16 protein-coding genes are annotated in these 19368 nt (G+C 41.5%); 14 read left to right on the top strand and 2 right to left on the bottom strand.

Annotated features, from left to right (window positions below):
- The first annotated feature begins 41 nt into the window (after window positions 1-41).
- The 3 genes from AC6I3O_RS24780 to AC6I3O_RS24770 are packed head-to-tail and all read left to right on the top strand — an operon-like array spanning window position 42 to window position 3040.
- The gene (locus AC6I3O_RS24780; protein ID WP_497853176.1) at window positions 42-788 is read left to right on the top strand and encodes a hypothetical protein; all 747 of its coding nucleotides are present in this window, start codon (window positions 42-44) and stop codon (window positions 786-788) included.
- A 5-nt stretch (window positions 789-793) separates the two neighbouring features.
- Window positions 794-1939 carry a DegT/DnrJ/EryC1/StrS family aminotransferase gene (locus AC6I3O_RS24775; protein ID WP_497853175.1) on the top strand — a complete coding sequence of 382 codons (1146 nt, stop codon included), beginning with the start codon at window positions 794-796 and terminating at the stop codon, window positions 1937-1939.
- Between the two features lie 39 nt (window positions 1940-1978).
- Window positions 1979-3040 (top strand): hypothetical protein, encoded by a 1062-nt coding sequence (locus tag AC6I3O_RS24770; RefSeq protein WP_497853174.1) that lies wholly within the window; start codon window positions 1979-1981, stop codon window positions 3038-3040.
- Between the two features lie 77 nt (window positions 3041-3117).
- On the opposite strand, the gene AC6I3O_RS24765 is transcribed toward AC6I3O_RS24770, so the two are convergent.
- Both AC6I3O_RS24765 and AC6I3O_RS24760 read right to left on the bottom strand, forming a co-directional pair.
- The gene (locus AC6I3O_RS24765; protein WP_497853173.1) at window positions 3118-4191 is read right to left on the bottom strand and encodes a hypothetical protein; all 1074 of its coding nucleotides are present in this window, start codon (window positions 4189-4191) and stop codon (window positions 3118-3120) included.
- Window positions 4192-4211: 20 nt separating this feature from the next.
- Window positions 4212-4757 carry a hypothetical protein gene (locus AC6I3O_RS24760; protein WP_497853172.1) on the bottom strand — a complete coding sequence of 182 codons (546 nt, stop codon included), beginning with the start codon at window positions 4755-4757 and terminating at the stop codon, window positions 4212-4214.
- Between the two features lie 178 nt (window positions 4758-4935).
- On the opposite strand from AC6I3O_RS24760, the gene cysD reads away from it, so the two are divergent.
- The 11 genes from cysD to AC6I3O_RS24705 all read left to right on the top strand — a co-directional run bounded on the left by cysD (window position 4936) and on the right by AC6I3O_RS24705 (window position 19270).
- Entirely contained in the window at window positions 4936-5835 is a 900-nt protein-coding gene (gene cysD / locus AC6I3O_RS24755) for a sulfate adenylyltransferase subunit CysD (RefSeq protein ID WP_497853171.1), read from the top strand.
- Between the two features lie 3 nt (window positions 5836-5838).
- Entirely contained in the window at window positions 5839-7686 is a 1848-nt protein-coding gene (gene cysC, locus AC6I3O_RS24750) for an adenylyl-sulfate kinase (protein ID WP_497853170.1), read from the top strand.
- Complete coding sequence (locus AC6I3O_RS24745) at window positions 7655-8671, top strand: aliphatic sulfonate ABC transporter substrate-binding protein (protein ID WP_497853169.1); 1017 nt, start codon at window positions 7655-7657, stop codon at window positions 8669-8671. The genes cysC and AC6I3O_RS24745 overlap by 32 nt, the downstream gene beginning before the upstream one ends.
- A 29-nt stretch (window positions 8672-8700) precedes the next feature.
- Window positions 8701-9465 (top strand): ABC transporter ATP-binding protein, encoded by a 765-nt coding sequence (locus tag AC6I3O_RS24740; protein WP_497853168.1) that lies wholly within the window; start codon window positions 8701-8703, stop codon window positions 9463-9465.
- A complete protein-coding gene (locus AC6I3O_RS24735; RefSeq protein ID WP_497853167.1) occupies window positions 9443-10240 on the top strand; it encodes an ABC transporter permease in 798 nt (265 codons plus the stop codon). The genes AC6I3O_RS24740 and AC6I3O_RS24735 overlap by 23 nt, the downstream gene beginning before the upstream one ends.
- Before the next feature lie 79 nt (window positions 10241-10319).
- The gene (locus AC6I3O_RS24730; RefSeq protein ID WP_497853166.1) at window positions 10320-11654 is read left to right on the top strand and encodes a Gfo/Idh/MocA family oxidoreductase; all 1335 of its coding nucleotides are present in this window, start codon (window positions 10320-10322) and stop codon (window positions 11652-11654) included.
- 14 nt (window positions 11655-11668) lie between these two features.
- Window positions 11669-14194 carry a hypothetical protein gene (locus AC6I3O_RS24725; RefSeq protein WP_497853165.1) on the top strand — a complete coding sequence of 842 codons (2526 nt, stop codon included), beginning with the start codon at window positions 11669-11671 and terminating at the stop codon, window positions 14192-14194.
- Window positions 14195-14266: 72 nt separating this feature from the next.
- Complete coding sequence (locus AC6I3O_RS24720; protein ID WP_497853164.1) at window positions 14267-15043, top strand: LicD family protein; 777 nt, start codon at window positions 14267-14269, stop codon at window positions 15041-15043.
- Entirely contained in the window at window positions 15040-16485 is a 1446-nt protein-coding gene (locus AC6I3O_RS24715; protein WP_497853163.1) for a radical SAM/SPASM domain-containing protein, read from the top strand. Before AC6I3O_RS24720 ends, AC6I3O_RS24715 begins: the two co-directional genes overlap by 4 nt.
- Window positions 16486-16498: 13 nt before the next feature.
- The gene (locus tag AC6I3O_RS24710) at window positions 16499-17989 is read left to right on the top strand and encodes an FkbM family methyltransferase (RefSeq protein WP_497853162.1); all 1491 of its coding nucleotides are present in this window, start codon (window positions 16499-16501) and stop codon (window positions 17987-17989) included.
- A gap of 24 nt (window positions 17990-18013) precedes the next feature.
- Window positions 18014-19270 (top strand): glycosyltransferase family 2 protein, encoded by a 1257-nt coding sequence (locus tag AC6I3O_RS24705; protein WP_497853161.1) that lies wholly within the window; start codon window positions 18014-18016, stop codon window positions 19268-19270.
- Window positions 19271-19368: the final 98 nt, after the last annotated feature.

Raw genomic sequence — 19368 nt, 5'->3', positions numbered from 1 at the left:
AATAAGTTTCGGAGAAAAATGTGGTATGGAGGTAAATGACTATGAGACAGAGATACTTCAAGAAATGTACGGCGTTTATGTTGGTTGTAACGATGATTATGGGGTGTTCTATGTCTGCATCTGCCGAAAGCTTGGGGCAAGGAAGCGGGACGGGAGTCGGGGAAGTGGAAGGCAGTGTGAAAACGGACATATATCAGGTTATCTTGCCTGCCAACACAGACGGCGTATTTGATTTTATCTTAGATCCCCAAGGGCTTATCAATAAAACGGATGCGGCCGCATATGACGGAAAGAAGTTTGAGGCGGGCTCAACCGTGTTTTTTGAACGTAAAGACGGCGAGTCAGAGGAGGATTATTGTAATACCAGTGATTTTGTTACGATTACAAATAAAAGTTCCATAGCGGTAAATGTATCCCTTCATGTGAGTATTGATTTGTCTTCTGTTGAAGGAATTACGATGACGGATGATAAGGAATTCACGGAGGATACCGGAACAAGCCTTTATCTGGGGATTCTGGATGGAGAGGATGAAATTCCCATCAGCGAGGATGGACTGAAGATGGATATAACGATAGACGCCGCGCCTGAAGGGGCGTATGAGTATGTCTATGATGAAAGCAGGGATGAGTATAACTTTAGGTTAAGTGATGATCTTGGAGGCGTAGAGTTTCCTAAGTATTCTTTCCAACTTACGGGAGCGGCAAATGGGAAAGGCGACTGGTCAGAATTGACAGGGGCAAAACCGGAGGTGACGGTTGCCTGGGAGATTACGCCCAGTGAGGGATAGGCGGGATGGAAGATGATGGAAAGTTGAAAGCGGGTGTAAATACGGATATGAGTAATGAAAAAATTCTTGTGACAAGAGCTTCGATGCCGCCTTATGAGGAGTATATTGAAGCAATACGCCCATTGTGGGAGAGTCATTGGATTACCAATATGGGGCGCTATCATAGAGAGTTGGAGAAACGGCTGAAGGAGTATCTGGATGTGACGGAGCTGTCGCTTATGGTCAATGGACACATGGCGCTTGAAATGGCGATACAGGCATTCGATTTTCCGGAGGGAGCGGAGGTGATTACAACGCCGTTTACCTTTATCTCTACGACCCATGCGATTGTCCGCAATCACCTTCAGCCGGTTTTTTGTGATGTTAAGGCAAGCGATGGAACGATTGACGAGACTAAGATTGAGGAACTGATTACGGAAAAAACAGCGGCAATTCTGCCGGTTCATGTCTATGGGAATATATGTAATGTGGAAGAGATACAGCGGATAGCGGATAAATATAGTTTGAAGGTGATTTATGACGCGGCGCATGCCTTTGGCGTGAAGTACAGAGGGCGGGGGATTGGGAATTATGGGGATGCCTCGGTGTTTAGCTTCCATGCTACGAAGGTATTTAATACAATTGAGGGCGGCGCGGTGACATTTTCGGAACATAGGTTATATGAAAGGCTGTATAATCTTAAAAACTTTGGGATTCGGGGGGAGGAGTTGGTGGTATCCATAGGCGCAAATGCGAAGATGAATGAGTTTGCGGCGATTATGGGGTTGTGTAATTTGAAACGTGTCAGCACCATAATGGACGAAAGAAAGGAATTGTGGCAACAATATCAGGATAGACTTTCTAATATAGCAGGAATTAAGTTGTTTTATAGTCATTCGGAAATAAATAAGAATTATTCGTATCTCCCAATTATAGTAGACGAAGGATATGAGTTGAGCCGTGATGAATTATATCGTAAACTTCGGGAACATAATATTTATTCCCGAAAATATTTTTATCCATTAACATTAGACCAAATGTGTTATAAGAATAAATTTAAGCAGGATAATTTGAAAGTAGCGAGGAACCTGGCAAATCAAGTATTGGTTTTGCCTTTGTACTCAGAGCTTTCTATAAATGACGTAGATAAAATATGCAGCCAGATTGGTTGAGGAATTTGATTGAGATAAATAGTAGAGAGGTATATGCGTATGAAAGTATATTTACATATCGGAACATATAAAACGGGATCAACAGCATTGCAGTCGTGTATGACGCTCAATAGAAGCGAGCTGTTAGAAAAGGGTGTTTATTGGGGGGAATATAGCTTGTTGAGTAATTCGCATTCTAATATTGCTTATGGCTTATTGAGGGATGCGTTAATAAAAGAGGAACTATTTTTTGATTATAAGCAACATCCAAGGTTTAAGAATTTAGCTGATGCTCCTCGAAAGGTAATTGAAGACGTTGTAAAAAATGCAGAGAGAAATAATTGTAATACTGTGATTATATCAAATGAAGCTATGTTTGCAGATGCTTTTAGAACGCTTTGTGGTTTACAAACATTATATAATCAGGAAATATATGATAAAATAAATGCGGATATGCGGCAGGCATTTTTCGATATCTTAAAAGAGTATTTTGATGAGATTGCGATTGTCTGCTATCTTAGACGTCAGGACTTCTTTTTAGAATCTCAGTATAATCAATTTTGTAAACAACCTTGGTATGGAAGCGAATGCAAATGTATTGAATTTGAAGAGTTTGTCAGGTATAAACCACTATCGCTGGATTATCAGAAAGAGTTGATTGGTTGGCAGCGTATATTTAACGAAAGTAAAATGATAATAAGACCTTACGAGAAGTTAAATAAAGATATTATTTTTGATTTTTTTGGAGTCATACTAAACTGGAAGGAGGAAGAAATTGAAAGGTTAAAGAAGATTAATAAATCAGGCGCCAATATTAGATGGCATAGAGATTTAGTAGAGTATAAAAAATCTATAGGTATTGAAGATAAAAAGCTGAATCGAACTTTAAATGAATATGCAGAACAGACAGAGAGAATAAAGGATTATGCTTATTTCAGTTCAGAAGGACGAAAAAAATTTTTGTTAATTTATGAGGAGTGCAATTCAAATATTTCAAAAATATATTTTGACGGTAATGAATTTTTTGATACTTCGATGGAAATAGAAGAATATAAAGGAATTAGTTATGATAAATTTCAGGAAATTACAAGATACGTAATGAAAAGGTTGGTCACAGTTTAAATAATTAGGAAAATCCCCTTGCTCTGCTAATACAGAGCAAGGGGATTTTTCAATGAAAACAGTACGTACAATTTTATTTATGCAGCTACATTAACTAAGAATTTTACTTCTGTGCCGTCGCTGAATGTTACGATTAAATAACGTGTACCGCCAACGCCGCCGCTGCCAATAGCTGTATTCTTAGTTCCGTCTATGGTCAATGTTGTACCGGTAAGTGAATAACAGGAAGCAGGAACGGAAGCTGCTACAGTAGTTCCGTCTTTTGACATATTAATAGACGAAATCGTTGCTGTAGAATCTACGTTTTTAACAGTAAAAGTATTAGTGTTGCTTATGCTGTATGCTTTTCCGCTTATACTTGGCTGGCCAACCTTTGTGATAGTCCAAGCAACCTTTGCAGTAACTGCCTTGTCAATCTTAGACCAATCTGCTGCTGAATCACAAGCGCCTTCTAATTTATAAGAGATTTTCTGAGCATCGGTATCGGCAAATCCTGGTGTTAACTCGTAAGTATACCAATATCCATTAGGGGATTCTTCAACACCTTCAACTGCAGACGTGTTAGCTTTTATCTGATACCCCTTTGTTACCGTGGTTCCATCAGCTTCCGGAACTTTCGTTACGGTTGCAGCAGCGCTCTCATAAGAAGCAGACGTGATAGCTGCGGCGGCATCTGTACCCTTAATAAGTCCAAGATAGAGAGACGGTGTTTTTGCACTGGCTAAAGCATCCTTAGCAGCTAACGTAACGTCTCCTGTATCCAGAGTAACAGATAAACCAACCTCTACGTCATAAGAGCTTTTGTTATAGATGGTAATTTCATCACTTGTGTTTGAATAGGTAGGATCTGTTGCACTTCCGGTCGGTGCATTCTCAAAGTATACGGCGCCTGATGCGGTTGGATACTTAGCGCTGTCAGCCTTATTCAATAATCCCTGCGGATCAAGAGTAAAATTGACATTCTGAATTGTAGGAAGCACAACGCGGAATACGTCTTTGTTGACATATCCTTCCAGCGATCCGTCGCCGTTGATTTCGGATGATGCTGAGCCTGGATCTGTTACGTCCTCAGCAAATACTGTTGCCGGTGCCAGTAACAGGGTTGCAGCCGTTGAAGCTGCGATGATTTTTGCAATCTTTGTTTTTCTCATAGTTCGTTCCTCCATTTTAATTAATTTTCGATGGTAATCGTCATATACATAGATAGAGAGCTAGTTTCGTTAAATTCATCATCTACCAAATGATATGTAATGATAGCGTCGTGAACGCCTTGCACCGGAGCGGAATCCAGCTTAATGTCGTTCAAATGGCTGCCGATTTCCAGATATGGAGACTTATAGATATCTTCTTCTTCGTTATCCGCCAGTGCGATTGTGAAGTATACGGTGTTCCGGTTGCTTACAGAGTTCTCCACATAAGCATTCGTAGAAGCTGAATTACCGTCAGGAAATACCCAGTTTGTATTCATTGATACTTCATAAGAACCGACAGGCGTCTTCGCATCTTCCTCCATCTGGCTGATGACCTCGTCAACATTATCTGGAGTCACGACATTGTTGTAAGCCTTTCCTTCCCCTTTCGGAAGAAGCTTCACAATAATGCCGATCAGAACGCCTATAATAATTATAGCGATAATGATTACTATAATCAGAGGTTTCTTACTCTTGCCCGATTTTTCTTGGGTATTGACGTTCTCATTAGCTGTATCTTTGGACATGATAATGTACCACCTTTCTGAGATTTACATTAGTGATATCGACAAGCCAATATGAAAACATAATACTTCAAAGGTAAAAAGTTTATATATTATATTTTATATTTGTGAAGACGAAAAAACTGTGATATAATTCAGTCCATACAGAAAACAAGAGATGGTGTTAAGGAGGAAGGAAACCGTGTCAAATCGCGTACACTTAGACACATTGGAAGCTGAGGCAATCTATATCATGCGGGAGGTAGCGGCAGAATGTGAGAAGCCGGTGATGCTGTATTCCATCGGAAAAGACAGTTCGGTGATGCTGCATCTGGCGCTGAAAGCGTTCTATCCGGAGAAGCCGCCGTTTCCCTTCTTACATATAGATACGACCTGGAAATTCCACGAAATGATAGAATTCCGCGACCGCATCGCAAGGGAAAAAGGAATTGAGATGTTGGTATATACGAATGAAGAAGGCGTGAAACAGGGAATCAATCCTTTTGACCATGGCTCTGCTTACACAGATATTATGAAGACACAGGCGTTGAAGCAGGCGCTTTCAAAATATGGGTTTACGGCTGCATTCGGGGGCGGAAGGCGTGACGAAGAGAAGTCCCGTGCAAAAGAACGGATATTCTCTTTCCGCAATGAAGCCCAGGCGTGGGAGCCTAAGAATCAAAGGCCGGAGATGTGGAATCAATACAACACCCAGATTCATAAAGGAGAAAGCATGAGGGTATTTCCTTTATCGAACTGGACGGAAAAGGATATCTGGCAGTACATTGCGAGAGAAAATATTGAGATTGTACCGCTTTATTTTGCGAAGACAAGACCGGTCGTCTATCGGGACGGCAATATCATTATGGCAGATGATGACAGGATGCGTCTGCTGCCGGGAGAGAAGATAGAAAACAAGTGCGTAAGGTTCCGAACCCTGGGGTGCTATCCGCTAACCGGGGGCGTAGAGTCCGCGGCGGATACGTTAGAGGCGATTGTAGAAGAAACCCTGGGAGCGGTTACGTCGGAGCGGACAAGCCGCGTAATTGACCATGAAGCGGCAGGAAGTATGGAGAGACGCAAGAGGGAGGGATATTTCTAAATTATGAATGGATTATTGAAATTTATCACTTGCGGAAGCGTGGACGATGGTAAGTCTACCCTCATAGGACATATGCTGTATGACGCAAAGTTGATTTTTGCGGATCAGGAGCGCGCGCTTGAGTTAGACAGCCGGGTCGGGAGCAGAGAGGGGAAGATTGATTATTCCCTGCTGCTGGATGGGCTGATGGCGGAACGTGAGCAGGGAATTACAATAGATGTGGCGTATCGATACTTTACAACCGATAGACGCAGTTTCATTGTGGCAGATACGCCGGGGCATGAGGAATATACAAGGAATATGGCGGTAGGGGCGTCGTTTGCAGAACTGGCAGTAATTCTGGTGGATGCGTCCCAGGGAATCCTGGTGCAGACGAGACGGCATGCAAGGATTTGCAGCCTCATGGGAATTCGATATTTCTGTTTTGCGGTAAATAAGATGGATCTGGTTCATTATCGTGAAAGTGAGTATAAGAAGATTGAGAAGGAAATTAAAAAACTGGCTATTGATTTGGATTTAGCCGATGTTACCGTGATTCCGGTATCGGCGACGGAGGGAGATAATGTTACAAGGCGGTCGGAACCGATGAAATGGTATCAGGGGCCGACGCTGCTTGGCTATTTAGAGGAGGTCAATACGGGCGCAGGGACAGAGGAAGGTTTCGTGATGCCGGTTCAGCGGGTATGCAGACCGAACCACACTTTCAGAGGATTCCAGGGGCAGGTTTTAGCGGGACAGATATCGGAAGGGGATATGGTAACAGTTTTGCCAAGCAGGGAAAACGCAAAGGTGCAATCCCTCCTGCTGGCAGACAGGAAAGCGGAAACCGTAGAGAAAGGGAATCCCGTGACGATTCAGCTTAATAAGGAGATAGACGTATCCAGAGGGTGTGTGTTCGTCAGCGGAACGAAGCTGAAAGTCAGCAATATGTTTTCAGCGTCTATATTATGGATGGATGACACGGAGCTGGTGCAGGGAAAGAATTTCCTGATTAAGATTGGCACGAAGACCCTTCCGGCAACGGTAATGAAGATAAAGTATAAGGTGGATATTCATTCGGGCGAACACCTGAACGCTTCCCGGCTATATAAGAATGAGATTGCGGTATGTGATATCGTGACGGCAGAAGAAGTTGTATATGATACATTTCGCAGACACAAAGAGATGGGATGCTTTGTACTGATTGACCGGGTGACAAATATGACGTCTGCTTGCGGTGTGATTAAGCATTCACTTCGCAGGTCTGAGAATATCGTGTGGCAGAAGCTTGACATTACCAGAGAGATTCGGGCGGCGAAGATGAACCAGAAACCGGTTACGCTTTGGTTTACCGGACTGTCTGGTGCAGGAAAGTCTGCGCTTTCCAATGAGATTGAGAAAGCGTTAAGTGTGTCCGGACACTATACGATGCTGCTGGACGGGGACAATGTAAGGATGGGGCTGAACAGTAATCTGGGCTTTACGGAAGAGGACCGCATTGAGAATATCCGGAGGATTGCGGAAGTAGCAAAGCTTATGAATGATGCCGGGTTGATTGTACTGACTTCGTTTATATCACCGTTCAGAAGCGACAGGGAACGGGCGCGGATGATAATAGGGGAGGAGAATTTCGTTGAAATCTATGTGAGCACCCCGTTGGAAGAATGTGAAAAAAGAGACGTGAAAGGGCTTTACAGGAAAGCAAGAAGCGGTGAACTCCCGAATTTCACAGGTATATCAAGTCCCTACGAGGCGCCGGAGCATGCGGACATTACCATAGATACCACAGGTATGTCATTAGAGGACGCTGCAAAATATGTGCTTGAGGAGATAGAAAAATATGTTGACCATGAGACTGGACAAAGAGTTTAAGAAGAGACGGAAAAAATATTATGCCGGAATGATTCTTGCCGGCGTTGTCGGTTGTTTTTTATGCGCGGGATGCGGGAAGGAGCCGGAGAAAGACAAGACGGTAAATGTGGCGTATTTCCCGAACATAACCCATAGCCAGGCGCTTTTGATGAAAAACGAGGGAGCATTAGAAGAAGAGCTGGGCGACAACGTTAATGTGAAGTGGACGTCGTTTAATGCGGGACCGGACGAGGTGACGGCGCTCTTTTCCGGTGATATTGATATCGGGTATATCGGACCGATCCCGGCAATCAGTGCAAATGTAAAGTCGAAAGGGGATGTTGTCGTCATATCCGGATGCTCGGACGGTGGAATGATGCTCCTTGCCGCTCCCGAAAGCGGGATAGAGACGGTTTCAGACCTGGCGGGAAAGAATGTGGCAGTGCCCCAGATTGGCAATACCCAGCATTTGGTATTCTTGGATCTTCTGGCGGAGAATAACCTTGCGTCTGCGGATGCAGGCGGAGACGTGACGATTACCGCAACAGCAAACGCATATATTCTCCAACTGATGCAGAATGGGGAAATTGATGCGGCTTGTGTCCCGGAACCCTGGGCGGAGACGCTGATGAAGGAGTGCGGCGCCAGGGTAATATGCGATGAGAACGAGGTTTGGAGTAAAGGTTCTTATCCGGTTGCCGTGGTTGTGGCAAGGAAGGAGTTTATGGAGGAAAATCCTGACATCGTAGAAAAATTTCTTAAGATTCATGGAGAAATGACCGATTATCTTAATAGAAATGCCAAAGAAACCATGAATGCAATCAATGAAGAGATTGAAGCTGCCACGGATAAGTCGATTGATACGGATATTTTAGAGGCATCTCTTCAGCATATTACATTTAATCGTGATGTAAATGCCGATACGGTGGACGCTTTCGCGGATATATGTGTGCGGGAGGGATTTACGGCAGAGGGCCCATATGAAGGGTTTTTGCAGACAGAATGAGTTCGTGTTTGGGAAAGGTGGTTTAGGCATTGCTTGAATTGAAAGACGTATCAAAGCAGTATCCGCAGCAGGGGGAAGATGTATTGTCCAGCGTATCACTCAAGATAGAAGACGGAGAGTTTTTCGGGATTGTGGGACCGTCAGGCTGCGGGAAGACGACGCTTCTTAATCTGATTGCGGGGCTTGAGCTTCCAACGCAGGGGACGATATTAATGGACGGCAGGCCGATAACTGGGCCGGGGAATGACAGAATTATGATGTTTCAGGATGCCGCATTGTTCCCCTGGCTGAATGTAATCGAGAATGTGAAGTTTGGATTGGATGTGGCGGGGTATTCCAGGGAAGAGCTGGAAGAGAGGGCGCATCGGTATCTTAAACTTGTTAAGCTGGATCGGTTCTGTAATTACCGTGTCCATGAAATCTCAGGCGGGATGAAGCAGAGGACGGCTCTGGCGAGGGCGCTGGCGATGGAGTGCAGGATTTTGCTCATGGACGAGCCTTTTTCGGCGCTGGATAAGCAGACGACGAACGTGTTGAGAGAAGAGCTTGCACAGATTTGTGCTGTGGCAAAGAGGACGATGATCCTTGTAACCCACAGTGTGGAGGAGGCGGTATTCCTGTCTGACCATGTGGCTGTCATCGGCGCGGGAAAGACTGGATTGAAGAATGTTTATTCCATTGACCTTCCAAGGCCAAGGCGCATAGAATCAGAGGAGTTCCTGAGATATAGGCGGGCGATACTTGATGAAGTACGGATCGAGGTAGAACAAAGTGAACAAGAAGAATTTGACTAGAGAGACGTTCTGGAAGGAGAAGCTGCCGGTAGTTCTGTTTTATATTTCGCTTCTATGTGTGTGGCAGCTTTTGTATTGGGTTGGAACGGAGCAGATGAGATGGTGGAAGAGTTATTCCTTCCCAAGTCCGTTGGGAGTGATGGAGACTCTCAAAAGCTTGATCGATAAGGGGACTTTGTTCCAGGCATTCTTATATAGCCTTTTTCGGGGAGTGGTTGGATTTGGAATATCAATTGCAATAGGCGGTGTGGTTGGAGTGATACTGTCGTTGAATGACGGGATTCACCGATGCCTGCATCCCTTGCTGATGGGGCTTCAGACGCTCCCAAGTATTTGTTGGGTTCCATTTGCCATATTATGGTTTGGGCTGGATGAAAGCGCTATTTTGTTTGTGGTGGTTATGGGGTCTGCATTCAGTATTGCACTGTCTGTGAGGAACGGCATCCGGAATGTGAATCCATTATGGATGAAGGTTGCCAGGACCATGGGAGCAGATAAGAAAAAGTTGTATATAAAAGTAATCATTCCGGCGGCTATGCCGGATTTTATTGAAGGATTGCGGCAAGGGTGGTCATTTGCATGGAGGGCGTTGATGTCAGGAGAAGTGATGAGTGCGACGGTAGGATTGGGACATACCCTGATGATGGGAAGGGATCTTGCAGATATCAACCAGGTCATGCTTGTCATGATTGTGATAGTGGCAATCGGGATTGTGATTGACCGGTTTGTGTTTGGAAAGGTTGAGGAGCGTATGCTTAGGAAAAGGGGACTATGAGAGACGGCTTTGTCCTAAGAGATGTTTAAAAATATGAAGTATATATATTATATTATATTATATATCGGGAAGGAGAATAATGGTAAGAGTAATTACATATGGGACATTTGATCTCTTTCATGAAGGACATTACCGTTTGCTGCAGAGAGCAAAAGCTTTAGGAGATTATCTGATTGTGGGTGTGACGACAGAGAGCTATGACAAGGCAAGGGGGAAGCTTGGAGTTGTGGACTCTGTGATTACTCGTATTGAGAATGTGAAAAAGACCGGGTTTGCCGATGAGGTTATCATCGAGGAGTCGGCGGGACAGAAATTTAATGATATAAAGAAGTATCGTATCGATATTTTTACGGTGGGGTCTGATTGGACGGGCTACTTTGATTATCTGAAAGATTGCTGCAAAGTGGTGTATCTGGAACGTACCAGGAATATTTCCAGTACGATGCTGCGGGAGCAGAGACAGCATATTATGAGGATTGGAATTATTGGGAATGGAAGGATTGCCAATCGTTTTGTGCCGGAGGCAAGGTTAGTAAGCGGTATTACGGTACAGGGAGTCTATAATCCGCATCCCCACAGTGCAAAGAGGTTTGCAGAAAAGTGGGAGATTGATGGGTATGAGGATGTGGAACTGTTTTATGACGCCGTTGACGCGGTATATATAGCATCACCCCACAAGACGCATTATGAGTATATTAACGGGGCGTTGGAGCATGGGAAGCATGTGCTGTGCGAGAAACCTATGGTTTTACAGAGGCGGCAGGCGGAGGAAGTGTTTGCGCTGGCGAAGAAACGGGAATTGGTCCTTTTTGAAGGAATCAAGACGGCCTATTGTCCTGGGTTTCAGAAGTTGTTAGGAATTGCCTATAGCGGGGTGATTGGGAGTATCCGGAATGTGGAAGCTTGTTTCACAAAGCTGGAGCAGGAGAATAGCAGGGAATTGACTGATCCGGTTTATGGAGGCAGTTTTATTGAACTTGGAAGTTACGTCATGCTTCCGATATTGAAGCTGATGGGCGCTGATTATGAGAAAGTTTCTTTTGACACGATTAACGGGGAAAAAGGGGTAGACCTTTTTACCAGGGTGACATTGAAATATCGAAATGGCCTTGCAACGGCAACCTGTGGTTTGGGAGTGAAGTCGGAAGGCAGGCTCTTAATTGCAGGCACGAAGGGGTATATCCTGGCGGAGGCGCCCTGGTGGAAGACTTCGTATTTCGAGGTGCATTATGAGGATACAAGCAGGGTAGACAAGTTCTCAGAGGTATTTCTGGGAGAAGGGCTGCGGTACGAGATTAGTGATTTTCTGACCAGGCTCAACCATGGAGAGAAGGATGACTTTAAGCTGACCAGAGGGGAGACTGTGGCGTTGGCGGGGATTATGGAAGAGTTTATGAAAGCGAGCAGGGAGTAAAGGGACGATATGGCATGAGAAAAGCAGAAAAAAAAGAAGTATTGGAATTTGTCAATAGTTTTTATCAAGCCCATGAAGAAATCAAGAAAGCGTTGGAGCAAGGAAGGACGGCAGTCGCCTGGAATATGCTTTGCGAGTGCCAGGAATTTGCGATTCAATTAGGGGAAACCATTGAAAAGAGGGAAGGCGAAGGACATTCTGCCGTTTCTTGTGTGGAAGAATATTGTGAAGAGCTGTTCTGTGTATCGGAGACAATCAAGGACGTGGGATACAATGTAAATAAAATATGCAGGCGGCTTACGAAGCTGTTGGTGAAGATTGAGAACTCTGTGAAAAATGAGATAGCAGTCAGAAAAGAAGTAGCATTTTTCCCTTATAAAGCGTCTATGTGGGACAGCCTTGAGAGTGTGTATCTTGCGGCGAGGGAAGACCCGGAGTGCGACGCATATTGTGTGCCGATTCCTTATTTTGACATGAATCCTGACCGCTCGTTTGGGCAGATGCACTATGAAGGACTTGAATATCCGGAAGGGATAGAAGTGATTGACTGGCAGACGTATCAGTTTGAAGATCGCAGGCCGGATGTGATTTATATACATAATCCCTATGATGATTGGAATTATGTTACCAGTGTGCATCCAAGGTTTTACTCGGAAAATTTGAGAAAATATACGGATACCCTCGTGTATATTCCCTACTACAGCACGACGGGAGGAATGGCGGAAGCACAGAAATTATGCCCTGCGTATGTCTATGCGGACTATATTATCACGCAGGCGCCGGGATTCCGGGAGTATTTTGACGAGAGGATTCCGGATGAAAAGTTTCTGCCTTTTGGCTCGCCCAAGTTTGACAGCATTATAAGAAAATGCAAGAACCCGCCGGAGCCTCCGGATGATTGGAAAGAAAAGATGGAAGGGCGGAAGGTGTATTTTTATAATACAAGTATCAATGGGATGCTTGCTGATACAGAATGTTTTTTGAAGAAGATGCGGTATGTATTTTCCTGTTTTGAGGGGAGGAAAGACGCATGCCTTTTGTGGCGTCCTCATCCGTTGCTGGAATCTACGTTTGAAACTATGCGGGTGGGGTACAGGCAGGAGTATTTGGAGTTAAGACGAGAATTTCTGGGCAAGGGGTTGGGTATTTATGACGATACCCCGGATATGGAGGATACGATTGCTTTATGCGACGCGTATATTGGAGACGCCGCAAGTTCGGTGCTTTCGTTGTTTGGGATTGTGGGGAAACCCATATTTGTATTGAATAACAGGCTGCATAGTGAACCGGATGAGGATAGCTGGCGGGGGGAGATTCATCCGGGGCTTCTTTATACGGAGAAGGATAGATTTTCTATAACACAAGGGAACAGGTTGTATGTGTCAGAACCATTTGCTCATGACTATAAGTATTTATGCGACCTTTCAGATTATGTTTACGGTGGGGATTATAATGTGGTTCATGAGTTTGAGGGAAAATTTTATGTGTGTCCACAAAATGTACAAAATATTTTGGTGATTGATACTGCTGGGAACAAAAAGAAGGTGGAATTTGAGCAGACAAAAATAAAAGAGAATTCCTTTGCATGGTCGATAAAATGGGAAAAATATCTAATTATGCTGCCTCTGAAATATCCGGCTATCGTTGGGTATGACACGGTAACCGGAAAGACTACATATTTAAGGGATGACTTGGATACGTTTGTGAAGAAAAAGGACGAAATTACGATAACCGGAGGGAGCGGAGTAAAGAATGAGAAAATTTATCTGACGTCTCCAACCGATAACAAGGTTTATATATTTAAAATGAAATCAGGAGAGCATACTGTTCGTGCGATACCAGTTGAATCTGATTGTGGATATAGAACTATAATTCCATATGGGGAAGAATTTTGGCTGTTACCTTATATGGGTGAACGACTGAATATTGTTCGGTGGAATCCGGATACAGATGAAGCAAAGGCATATCATCAGTTCCCAAAAGGATTCAAATGCTTGGAACCAGTCCATGGAAATGAGTGTATGGAAAGACCATTTAGCGGCTGGACATTCTATGAAAATTATCTGTATCTGACACCGGATTATGCCAATATGTATATTAGAATTAATATAGATACGGGGGAAATGGAAGAGTGGAATCCGCCTTTTGAGTACAGGGAAGGAAGAGAGTATTTTTATACAACTGATAAGAGCTCATTTTTGTGGGGGTCAGGCGATGGAAACGGGAATGTGATGATTTTTATAAATCCCGAGAGGAGATTATATAAAATTAATCTTGGAACAAATGATTATACGGAAATAGAGATACATTTTGATGTAGACGAATTAAAAGCACACGAGCCGGGATTTTGTCATTCCTCGGAAGGTCTTAGGTATTGTTGTAATGAGAATGCATTCAATTCAATTCGTAACTTTCTTGATGACTCTATTAAGGGAAATCGGTTTGATGAAGATCAGCAAAAAGCTGCATATAAAGAAATTGCATCAAACAATGATGGAACTTGTGGAGTAAAGGTACATGAGTTTATGAGCAGATTATAATATATTTGAGGAATAAGAATGATACAGATTGACCAGAAAACCCTTCGGCAGATCCAAGCAATACAATTGGAGATGTTGGAAGAAGTGGATAGAATATGTAAGAAATGTAGGATTCAATATAATATTATAGCCGGAACGCTGTTAGGAGCGGTGAGACATGGGGGATATATCCCGTGGGATGATGATGCAGATGTTGCGTTTCTTAGAACGGAGTACGAGAGATTTAGGCAGGCAGTGAAGACAGAATTGGATTCCTCGCGTTTTTACTTTCAGGATCACCGAAGAACTAGAGGATATCGCTGGGGATATGGAAAACTAAGAAGGAAAGGAACTGTATTTCTTAGAGAATATCAGGAGGATATGCCCTATAAGCAAGGGATTTTTATTGATATCTTTCCCCTTGATGGAATACCGGATAATTATTTGTTACGTAGTATAAATAATTTTGAATGTTTTTGTGTTAGAAAAATCCTCTGGTCAAGAGTGGGACGAATAGCAGAAAAAAATATGCTGAAACGACAGTGCTATAAGCTGTTGTCTGCGTTACCTGAAAAAAAGGTATGGAGTCATTATCATAGAATGGTTATCCGTGCAAATAGAAAGAGAACCAGAATGGTCAGGATTCTAACATTTCCCACCCCTAACAGGGAGTATGGGTATCATAGAAATTGGTATGAAAATAGTAAAGATTTTATGTTTGAGGGGAAGATATTTCAAGGTATCAAAGATTATGACAGCTATCTTAATTTTAAATTTGGAGACTATATGAAACTACCGCCCTTGGAAAAAAGGAAAACACATCCAGTCAGCGCCATAATGCTGTTGGGTGAGAGGAAATTAGCGGATTGATAAAGAGAGGAAATATGTGCATGGGCAGATTATGTAAGAGAGGAAGAAACTGGCTGCAGGTTTATAACGGGGATGGGGATGTAAGGGAGTGCAGTTGGACCAGTGATGGAGTCATAGGAAGTCTTATAGATTATACGATTCCTGAACTTTACCATGGAGAAGCTGCAAAAAAAATGAGAAAGCGTTTGATGGAGCAAGATTATTCTAAATGTGTAGTTGATGGGTGTCCGTATTTAATGACAGGTGAAATATGTAATATTCAAACAGAGTTAGGCGAAATACCAGAATATCCGGAAGAATTGTATCTAGCTTTTGAAAATGACTGTAATTATCGTTGTATGAGTTGTACTGTTCATAATTATTTGGAGGGAAGGACGAAAGAGGAGTTAGAACATAATTATGACATTATAGAATCAAGAATACGGCAGGCATTGCCATATGCAAAAAGAATTGGTGCAAATGGGCTGGGGGAATTATTTACAAGCAAAAGAATACTTCGATTATTATCGGAATGGAAACCTTTAGCGCCGCCTGAAGAATGTTCCGTTCGTTTGGAGACGAATGGTTCGCTATTTGATAAGAAACATTGGGAACAGATAGAGAATCTTGGTCAATATAATTTAGAGGTAGCGATTACCGTTATGAGTTTCGATGAACTGACGTATCAGCGCCTTTCCGGTGTACAATATCCCATAAGGAGGATTGAGGACAATTTAAGGTTTGTAAAAGGGCTTCGGGAAAAGGGAATCATAAATATGCTGGAAATTGCAACTGTCGTTATGGCGGATAATTTTAGAACTCTTCCAGAATTTGCTCGTAGATGCATAGAAGAGTTTGGTGCAGATTATGTGCGGCTTCGACCATATGATAATTGGGGGGCACAAGATGAAATGGAGGAATTCTTTACAAATATAAGAAATCCAAAACATCCCTGGTATTCTGAATATAAAGAGACTATGGCACATCCATATCTTGCGCATCCTAAAGTACATGATCATAGTGGAGGAAATGATGCATATACGAGAAAAAGTGTTCCCTTTGAGCTGTCGGATATGAAATGGAGGATTTTAACTAAGATTTTGGAAGAATCAGATAAGGTGATGTCTTCAATATCAGAGATAAATAATCTTGTGATATATGGGATGGGAAATATAACTCATATTCTTGTGAAAGAGATGAATGCACGAAATATTCCGCTGTTATGTATTATAGATAGTTATAAGGAAAGCGGATGTTTCGAGGGAGTTCCTGTATATAACATAAAGGAAGTAAAAGGTTTAGTAAATAATGAAATTTCTATCATAGTTATGTCGCTAACGGGAATTTCTGATGTATATAAAAACTTAAATGAATATTGTATACAGGGAAAGGTGATACCAATTTGGGATATTATAGATGATGTTGAGATTTCAGATAGATTAAAGTATATAAATAGATTATAGGGTGATTATTTTTATGTGGTCAGAATTTGAAAAAATTTACAAACAACTGCAAGATGAAGAATCAAGATTTATTTTTTTGAAAAGGCTGCAATATAGCCTTTCTAACCAAGACAAAGAAAGCATGTATTCAATAGCTATCCGAAAACCTGATGATGGAGAGCATAGTCTTTATACACTTTTGAAAGAGCGGAATCGTTATTCTAAAGAACAGCCAGTTATTATTTTTGGAGCTGGTTTTAGAGGTAAAATATATAAACCTTTTATTGAAGGATATACGGTTGGGACGCTAATTGCCTATTGCGACAATAAAAAAGAATTGCAAGGAACGATTATTGAAGGAATTCCAGTGTTGTCTGTTGAGGATGCCTGTAGTCAGGAACCAACTGCATTATTTATTTTACTAGGTGAGAAAGCTAGTGAAGAAATGAAAGAGCAGTTGATTGGATTAGGAATAGAAGAAGAGCGTATTTTTAGTTATCCATCTAAAGAAAAAATTTATGGAGTACAATATTTTGATATGAATATAATCAGGCGTCCATCAGGCGGCGAAGTATTTGTTGACGGAGGATGTTTTGATTTGAAAAATACTTGTCATTTCATGAATATTTATTCGGAATTTAAAAAAGTATATGCTTTTGAGCCGGATACATTAAATTATAAAAAATGTATAGATGCTAAAAAAGTGTATTTAGATGATGACAATAGGGTAGAGTTTATAAATAAAGGATTATGGAGCAGAGATGAAAAATTAAGTTTTTCGGGAGGAGAAGGAACTTCGTCGCATCTTTCTGAATATGGAAAGACAACAATTGAAGCTACATCCATTGATAATTTTTTTGATGGACGGGGGGAGGGCAAAGTATCCTTTATTAAAATGGACATAGAAGGGGCAGAATTAGAGGCGCTAAAAGGCGCACGAAATACCATTTTAAAGGATAAGCCGGATTTAGCAATTTGTGTTTACCACAAAAATGAAGATATTATAGAAATACCCAGATATATTCTGGAATTAGATCCGGAATATGAATTATATTTGCGGCATTATGATTTGGCAGAATATGAAACAGTACTATATGCTGTCAGACCGAGAGTTACCTCGTTTCAATTGGCAGACTTTAAGTGGAAAATATTAACTAAAATCTTGGATGAATCAGATAAAGTAATTTCGACAATTTCAAGAAAATGTAATCCTGTAATATATGGAATGGGAAATTTGACCTATGCGCTTGTGAAAGAGATGAGAGCACGGAATATCTTACCGCTATGTATTATAGACAGTTATAAAGAAAGTGGGAATTTTGAAGGGATTCCTGTATATAACATAAAGGAAGTAAAAGAATTAGAAACTAAAAAGATTTCAGTTATAGTTACGCCGATTAATGGTGTATCAGAAATATATAAAAAGTTAGAGGAGAATGGAATACGAGGGGAGATAATACCTGTTTGGGATATTATAAATGATTCTGAAATTGCAGATAGATTGAAATATATTAATAAGCTGTGAAGCGTATATATGGGAGTGTAGATATTGTTTGAGAAAGAAAAAGTGGTGGATATATCAATACTTTGTAAAACCTATAATCATGAGAAATATGTCAGGAAAACATTAGAGGGTTTTATGATGCAAAAAGGAGATTTTGAATACGAAATCTTAATTCATGATGATGCGTCTACAGATGGTACAAGAAAGATATTAAAGGAATATAAGAATAAATATCCGGATAAAATAACATTGATTCTTCAAGAGGAAAATCAATATTCTCAAGGAATTGAAATTTATCGGACATTTATTTATCCATTAGCAAAAGGGAAATATATAGCTTTGTGTGAAGGCGACGATTTTTGGATTTATGGTCGAAAATTACAAAAACAATATGAACTTATGGAGGCGAATCCGAATATTTCCTTGTGTTATCATAATGCACTGGTATATCGAGAAGAAACAGATTCTTTGCAGCTCAATGTATTTAATCATCCATCTGGTTATATAGAGGATAAAGATATTATATGTACCACAAAAGGCTGGTATCCAACTGCATCCTTTTTTGGACGGACCGATTATATAAAGGAACAACCAGAACTAAAGGCGGCTACGGTCGATGAAGGATTACGCACATATATGGCATGTAAAGGGGATTTGTATTTTATTAATGGAGCGTGGAGTGTATATCGAGAATTTGCCAGCGGTTCCTGGAATGAAAAATATCGTAAGGATAAGACGCTTGCATCCAAATATATTGAAGATATAGTAAGTTATTTTACAAAGTTTGACGATTACTCAAAAAATAGGTTTTCTGACCATTTGCATACAAAATATATGCAGGCTGTAAGAAGATTTTTTGGAGTTAATTTTGGGTGTGGATATACAGTTGAACAGTTTGAAGACGGTTTGGAGGAATTAAGAAGTGCTTCGGGTCATTCTATTGCCCATATATTAGAAGAGTTTCATGACGAGTATATTATTTGGAGTATTGATTATTATGAATATACTGTAAAAAACAAGATAAATGAATTATTTCATAACGGGTATAAACTATACATTTATGGGGCGGGAGCCGAAGCAGTGAAAGCAGTTGTTGTGTTAATGCGTTGGGGTATCAATATAGATGGGTTCATTGTTACAAAGAAAAAAGATGGAATGGAGACATTACTTGGGTATCCAATCCATTCAATAGAGGAAATGAAATTTTTTGATAATATGTATATCTGGCCGTGTCTGATAGATGGCAGAGAAGAAGTGTTGGAAACTTTAAATAATTTGCCATTTTGCAAGAACCTGATATGAAAGGATATACCTTATTGGACGAAGTCCACCCGCCCGCAGGGCATGTATTACGGTGTGCCCTTGGGTATACTTTTGAAAATAATGCAGTTTGGAAAAGG

The sequence above is a fragment of the Sporofaciens sp. St.21A7 genome (genome assembly GCF_059728535.1).
This window is presented reverse-complemented; position numbering and strand designations above follow the sequence as displayed.

Excerpts from the sequence above, each read along its gene's own strand:
- AC6I3O_RS24780 (WP_497853176.1), top strand. The coding sequence starts at position 42 with ATGAGACAGAGATACTTCAAGAAATGTACGGCGTTTATGTTGGTTGTA.
- AC6I3O_RS24775 (WP_497853175.1), top strand. The coding sequence starts at position 794 with ATGGAAGATGATGGAAAGTTGAAAGCGGGTGTAAATACGGATATGAGT.
- AC6I3O_RS24770 (WP_497853174.1), top strand. The coding sequence starts at position 1,979 with ATGAAAGTATATTTACATATCGGAACATATAAAACGGGATCAACAGCA.
- AC6I3O_RS24765 (WP_497853173.1), bottom strand. The coding sequence starts at position 4,191 with ATGAGAAAAACAAAGATTGCAAAAATCATCGCAGCTTCAACGGCTGCA.
- AC6I3O_RS24760 (WP_497853172.1), bottom strand. The coding sequence starts at position 4,757 with ATGTCCAAAGATACAGCTAATGAGAACGTCAATACCCAAGAAAAATCG.
- cysC (WP_497853170.1), top strand. The coding sequence starts at position 5,839 with ATGAATGGATTATTGAAATTTATCACTTGCGGAAGCGTGGACGATGGT.
- AC6I3O_RS24745 (WP_497853169.1), top strand. The coding sequence starts at position 7,655 with ATGTTGACCATGAGACTGGACAAAGAGTTTAAGAAGAGACGGAAAAAA.
- AC6I3O_RS24730 (WP_497853166.1), top strand. The coding sequence starts at position 10,320 with ATGGTAAGAGTAATTACATATGGGACATTTGATCTCTTTCATGAAGGA.
- AC6I3O_RS24725 (WP_497853165.1), top strand. The coding sequence starts at position 11,669 with ATGAGAAAAGCAGAAAAAAAAGAAGTATTGGAATTTGTCAATAGTTTT.
- AC6I3O_RS24720 (WP_497853164.1), top strand. The coding sequence starts at position 14,267 with ATGTTGGAAGAAGTGGATAGAATATGTAAGAAATGTAGGATTCAATAT.
- AC6I3O_RS24710 (WP_497853162.1), top strand. The coding sequence starts at position 16,499 with ATGTGGTCAGAATTTGAAAAAATTTACAAACAACTGCAAGATGAAGAA.